The following is a 6,648-nucleotide window of genomic DNA, read 5'->3' as shown; positions in this document are numbered from 1 at the left end:
CATTTTTCTTCTTTCTCTACTCATTATTCATCAGCAACTCTCCCATAATTTTTTTACTTAACACATAATCATATGTAGGGGCTTATCCCACATGTGTACTACATGTTTTTGAACAAAACACGTTTTTTCAAAAAGTTCGCCTCCTTTTCAGTAAAAAGAAATCAAAATCATAAGGTAAGATTCTACACTTTATGTGCCATTACCTTTCCAGATAAAGTAAAATATTACAAAAGATATATTAGTGGAAATAAGAATATACGATTATTTCGAGGGAAACGTGTCTGCAAGCTATTTAAAATGAATACATCCGAGCATGAGATACCAATTTTTTCTGAGGATACGCTAAAAGGAAACCTGGTTATATCATAGCAACAGAAAAAACCACACAAGATTGGCCTGAGCGGGTGACTGGCCTTTTTTGTGAGGTTTTTTCATCTTCCGTTGTCGATTCTTATAATCCACTAAAGTCCGCAAAGATGTTTAATGAAGGTAGAAGGTATCTTGGAATATTTGTTGGGAATCGCTTTCAAGTTACAATATGTAAAATTATTTATAAGAATTGATTACATAATCTTTGAATCTCTGTATGGATTGTGGTAATTGACGATTTTTCTTTGTACCAATGTATATTGTTCTCGTATAAGCAGGATTTTGGATTGGACGAATGACAATATCTTTTAACTTCTGAATTATTGGGTTATTTGGAACGATGGCTATCCCTAAATTGGCTGCAACAAAATTAGCCATTGCAAGTTCATCCTCAACCTCACAGCCAATGTTCGGAACAACATGCACCTTCTCATACATCCGATTAATTTCTTGTGTTAATCCCGCTTTCCCGCAATATTGAATTAATGGATAGGGTACAGTATCTATTAAATCAATGGTTGGCTGACTAGCAAGAGGACAATCTTTAGGAAGAAGTGCAACTAAGTTTTGGTCGAAGAGAGGAATAAATTCTATCTCTGGATCTTTCGGAATAAGAGAAATAAATATCATATCAAATTTTTCTTCTTTTAAGCTTTTGACTAAACTACTCGTACATGGTTCTTTAGTAAAGCCTTCTTTTAAAGAAAACTTAATGCTTTTATTTTGTTCATTATTTTGAAAACCTCGAACTAAATTAGGAATAAACTGTGAGGTAAGTGTGTAAATAAATCCGATGCTTATGTGCCCGTCTTTTTTTTCTACTAATTCTTTCACTCTTTTAGTCCCTGTTTCTATTTCTTCGATAGCGCTTTCAATATAGGGTAAAAATTGTTTTCCATATTCTGTTAATTGTATATTCCGCCCACGCTTTTCGAATAATAGTACATTAAGTTCATCCTCTAAACATGAAATTGCATGACTTAAACTAGGTTGAGTTAAACAGAGCTCTTCAGCGGCCTTTGTGTAATGCTCAAGCCTTGCCAAAGTTTTAAAATAATAAAGTTGGTACAGGTTCATATTATTTCTCTCCAATCTTAGAAGTTGCAAACAATACATTTGAACGTGGAGTATGCAAAAAAAATTATATGTTGTATCTTCGGGACTTAGTTTACTAATAAAACATTTTTTTGTATAGGAGACGTACTGTTTGTTCAAAAAAAATACAAATACATGTGAAAGTTTAGTGGAATCGATACTATTTATAGATGACAGCTATAAATTAGATTAATAAGGTTTCTAATTTTGTTATTGTGATAAAACAGTTTATAAAGGATGAAATCATTTTTCCTCAAGCCTTTCTATAGATAATTAGTAGAAGGATATATTTATATAAGGCATTTTCACTCCTAATTTTATATAGAATGAAAGTATTTTTCTTAAATTGTAGGATATGGATACCGTTTCATACAGTCACCCTCCGATTATTGACAACTTTATATAGATCATACTTCTTTCATAAAAACGGATTTCATTGATGGCTTCTATAAATTATGGATAAAGGTGGGGTTTTACGAATTAGTTTTTGGAAAAGGTACTTGATACAATTTGTTTGTAGACAAGAACATTACTTTTTTAACCAATAAGGAGGATTATTATGAGCACATTAACACCACTACAATTTGAAGCTTACAAAATGCAGATCCGTGAACTGGTTGAGGGTCGTTACGACGAGATGCAGAAAGAAATCGAGGTTACGAATAAGTTTCCTGAGGAATTCTATGAAACAAATATTAAAAATGACCTGTATCGTGCTCCACTTCCAGTTGAGTATGGCGGCTGGGGTCTTTCTGAACAACAAATATTAGAACTTCAAGAAGAATTTAGCCGTGGTCCGGGTGGAATGCGTATGCATTTACACTATGCAATGGATTTGAACTGGCGTCCACTTTTTGACTATGGTACGGATGAGCTGAAAGCAGAGTTAATGCCTAAGTTCCAAGATAGATCAGTTTTCACTAACTGGGCCGTTACCGAGGAAAAAGGCGGCACTGGTATGGATATTCAAACAACGGCTGTTAAAGACGGTGATGATTACATCATTAACGGTGAGAAGTTCTTAATCTCTCACACTGACTGCAGCAACTATTCTTATATTACTTGTGTTACGGATCCTAATGGCGATAAGGACCATCGTCTTTCTACATTCATGGTCTCAGCAGACACTCCAGGATACGAACTTACTCCTATGCCTCACATGATGGGTGCACGTGGTTCAGGTCATACCGGCTTAAAATTTACAAACATGAGAGTTAACAAGAGATTTTTGTTAGGTGAACTAGGCCAAGGTCTTGAAATCGCGATTCATTCTCTTTCTGTTTCTCGTGTGCACATCGCAGCTAGTAATCTAGGTATGGCTCAACGGATGCTAGAGATTACTCTTAAACGTGCTCATGATCGTGTTACATTTGGTAAACCTATTATTCAACGTCAAGCTATCAGAATGAAGATTGCAGATATGTCTACATATATTCATGCTCTTCGTACTATGGTTCGCGACTTTGCCAAGGACTATGAAAAAGATCCTGAGGGAGAATATATTGAAGAAAAGGCAGCTATGTGTAAATTGTTTAGTATTCAAGTTACTAAATTGGTAAGTGATGAAATGCTAGAAATTTTCGGTGGTATTGGTTACTTCGAAGATTGCGAATATGGTCCCGTTGAACGTCTGTACCGCGATGCTCGTGCAATGTGGTTAGAAGAAGGAACTCCTACTGTACAACGCATTACCATTTCCCGTCAAACGATTAAACACGGCGGAGTATTAAAGTACGAGGACTAATCTGAAGAAACGTATGGACTGCGAGGGGGCATCATGAATGATGCTCCTTTTTTATAATCGTTTGGAAGCTACATAGCGCATAAAAATTATTTTTAGTATGTAATGGGGGGCTGGAAAATGGAAGAAAAGGAATTTAGTCCATTAAGAAGCAAGGCATCTAGAAAACCCTGGCCTGAATGTCCTGATATCGTAATTTATCGCTGTAATCATTGTAGTAGATTGTATCAAAATTTGGAATACGATTTACCGTCTCAAGAGCCTTCCTGCTGCGGTGAACCTATGGAGCAGCTAAAGCCGCAACATTTGGAGGAAGTAGGACCTGACATAAATGTGGACTACAAGATTGTTGGTGGTCACAACCAAAATGCTGTACAGGTATTTTGGGAAACGAAGCGGCCTGAGGATCGTGTTGAGTGGGTTTTACTTAAGACCTTCACAGGGAGTTATATCAAGTATGTCTCTTCAAAGAAGCGTCCACCTATTGTATTCTCTTTGGCAGATGAGGACGCCTATGTGTATTGCGACGAAGACCCATGTCTACAGTGTGTCTTTCGATGCAAGCGAGGTTTTATCATCTATGCATACAGCAAAACAAGAGGGCTTCTGGAGGTTCCTTTGGAAAAGATGTCGGCCCAATACTAATATACTTTTATCTCAATACATATTCAGGTTGTCGAGGCCTTATTGCGCATAGGCCAGTCTATGTTTTGATAGCCTCTTTGTATTGATTCGAATGGGGATAGCATTATGTGAATCTATATACAATGTTTATAGGTTGCCCGAATTCCCAAGATAATAAGAATTAGAAATATGGATGGACCTATTATATTCTGAAGAAGGAGATAGATGCTCTAGTTTATCAATAAAGGAGGAATTAGTTATGGGAACAAAGGTCGGCAATAAACGATGGGTTACAGTTTTTATCTTAGTATTGTGTTATACATTCATGTATCTTGGTAGATCTAGTATTTCAATAGCGGGTTCAACAATTATGAAATACTATGGTTGGAATGCTACACAATTTGGATTGGTTTCGACGGCGTTTTTCATAGGTTATGCAATTTCCATGTTACCAGCTGGGTACTTAGCTGATAAATTTGGTGCAGGTAAAGTTATTGTTATCGGTACATTGTTCTGGTCATTATTTACACTACTCAGTCCTTTTGCTGGATCAATTGGTCTTTTCGTTGCCATCCGTGCGCTGGTTGGTGTTGGTCAAGGTGTTACACTACCTTCCGCATCTTCTCTGATATCGAGATGGGTGCCAAGCCAAGAAGCTGGAAAAGCACAAGGGTTTACCCTTATAGGCGTTCCACTTGGGGTTGCAATCACTATGCCGCTTGGTGTTTACCTTATTCAAAATTTTAACTGGCAAACAATTTTCTACTTATTTTCAATTCTTGGTCCTGTATGGTGTTTGATTTGGTGGAAATTTGGTAAAGACAAACCAGAACTTCATCCTACAATCAGCAAAGAAGAAGTAGCTTATATCAAAGCTGGTCAAGGCAAAAAGGAAATTGCCGGGGAAGCGCTTACCACGAAAGAAGTTTACGGAAGTATGTCAGTTTGGGGAGCGACACTATCCTATTTCTGTTACAATTACGTCTTTTACTTGCTTCTTACATGGTTACCAACTTATTTTGCTAAGGGACGTCACTTATCCTTATCTCAAGCTGGATACGCTACGATGTTCCCGTATCTAGTTGCAGTTTTCACTTATCCATTAGGTGGTATGTTAGCTGACTGGGGAGCTAAGAAATTCGGTCAAAATATTGGTCGGAAATTGTTCCCAATCATTGGTTTGATCTTTGGTGGAATTGCGTTAATGTTTGCCACTCAAACAAGCAGTTTATTTACAGCTATCTTATTGTTATCAGTATCAATGGGTGGTTTAACCCTTACGCAAGGAGGATTTTTCTCCATTCCAATCATTCTTGCTCCTAAGAATGCAGGTATGATTGTTGGTTTGTATGGTTTCATTGGAACATTTGCTGGAATTACAGCCCCAATACTTACTGGTTTTGTAATCGATATATCTGGTAAATATGAAACTGCTATGTATTTAGGTTCTGCTATGGCTGTTTTAGGAGCAATCATTTTGATTTTAATTACAAAGGTTAAACCTATTATTTCTAAAAATGCCCAATCAAATAGTTAATTGAACAAGTGGTGATGTTATCCAAAAGCCCCTACACAATGTATTTGCAAAATAATTAAATTGAAGTGAAGGAGGAAATACACTTGAAACCATTAGAAGGAATAAAGGTTGTTGAATTAACAGGATTCTATGCTGCCCCAACAGTACCAAGAGTTCTGGCTGAATGGGGAGCAGAAGTTATTAAGATAGAACCACCAAAAGGAGATCCTTCCCGAACACAAGGCGGAGTATTTAACATGCCTTATAGTAATGAAGAAAATCCGGCCTTTGATATTGCCAATTTTAACAAAAAATTCGTTTGTCTTAATTTGAAAGAAGAAGAAGGAAAAGAAGCAGCCTATAAACTGATTGAATCAGCTGATGTTCTTGTAACAAGCTATAGAACGAAGGCACTTAACAAATTAGGTTTTTCCTATGAAGAACTGAGCAAAAGATTTCCTAAACTTGTTTTTGCTCAAATTCTTGGATACGGAGAGAATGGACCTGAAAAAGATACTCCTGGATACGATGCTACTTCTTATGTTTGTCGTGGCGGAGCCTTAACTGCAATGACTGAAAGGGGAGAATCTCCTCTATTAGAACCAAATGCATATGGTGATTTTCAAGTCACGATGTGTCTCGTATCTGGAATATGTGCTGCACTAGTAGGAAGAGAAAAAACAGGTGTTGGTGATAAAGTGACGGCGAGTCTTCACCACGCAGCAGTATTTATGCTGAATATTGCAGTTGTTTCTTCGCAATTCCCAGGTAATGTATATCCTAAGAGTAGAAAAGAAGTATCGAATCCATTTAATAATACGTATATGTCTAAGGATGGTAGATGGTTCCTATTCTGCGCTCCTGAGTACAACAGGGATTTTCCTAAAGTTATGAAACTCCTTGGTAGAGAAAATTTAATAGATAATGAAGATTACAATACGATTGAAGCAGTAAATAATCGTAAAAAAAATCGTGAAATTATTGAAATCCTTGAAAAGGAATTAGTTAAATTTACTCTTGACGAAATCATGAAACTATTTAAAGAAAATGATATACCTATTGAAAAAGGATATAGCATGGACGAAGTTGTGCATGATGAACAGGTATGGGCTAACGATATTCTTAGAAACATAACTTATCCTTCAGGGAAAGAAGTAGCAATTCCTACTGCACCTGTAAGATTTAATACTGTAGGTGATCCAGATTTAGTTACATCTAAACCGTTAGGATATCATTCAGTAGAGGTATTAACACAACTTGGCTACTCGAAAGAATCTATTGAAAAAATGATAGCTAATAAGGC

The 6,648-nt window shown here is 36.6% G+C and carries 5 protein-coding genes; 4 read left to right on the top strand and 1 reads right to left on the bottom strand.

Annotated features, from left to right (window positions below; genetic code table 11):
• Nucleotides 1–546 precede the first annotated feature (546 nt).
• Nucleotides 547–1,446 carry a LysR family transcriptional regulator gene (locus tag AC11ZT_RS08015; RefSeq protein ID WP_484059100.1) on the bottom strand — a complete coding sequence of 300 codons (900 nt, stop codon included), beginning with the start codon at nt 1,444–1,446 and terminating at the stop codon, nt 547–549.
• A 577-nt stretch (nt 1,447–2,023) separates the two neighbouring features.
• Between AC11ZT_RS08015 and AC11ZT_RS08010 the strand changes: the two genes are divergently transcribed.
• The 4 genes from AC11ZT_RS08010 to AC11ZT_RS07995 all read left to right on the top strand — a co-directional run.
• Nucleotides 2,024–3,208: an acyl-CoA dehydrogenase family protein gene (locus AC11ZT_RS08010; protein WP_484059099.1), complete on the top strand. Its 1,185-nt coding sequence runs from the start codon at nt 2,024–2,026 to the stop codon at nt 3,206–3,208.
• Nucleotides 3,209–3,325: 117 nt separating this feature from the next.
• Nucleotides 3,326–3,850 carry a hypothetical protein gene (locus tag AC11ZT_RS08005; protein WP_484059098.1) on the top strand — a complete coding sequence of 175 codons (525 nt, stop codon included), beginning with the start codon at nt 3,326–3,328 and terminating at the stop codon, nt 3,848–3,850.
• Between the two features lie 238 nt (nt 3,851–4,088).
• Nucleotides 4,089–5,366 (top strand): MFS transporter, encoded by a 1,278-nt coding sequence (locus AC11ZT_RS08000; protein WP_484059097.1) that lies wholly within the window; start codon nt 4,089–4,091, stop codon nt 5,364–5,366.
• An 83-nt stretch (nt 5,367–5,449) separates the two neighbouring features.
• Nucleotides 5,450–6,648: CaiB/BaiF CoA transferase family protein (locus tag AC11ZT_RS07995; protein ID WP_484059096.1), on the top strand; the 1,199-nt coding region annotated here is incomplete at its 3' end.

Source organism: Ectobacillus sp., assembly GCF_056992975.1.
This window is presented reverse-complemented; position numbering and strand designations above follow the sequence as displayed.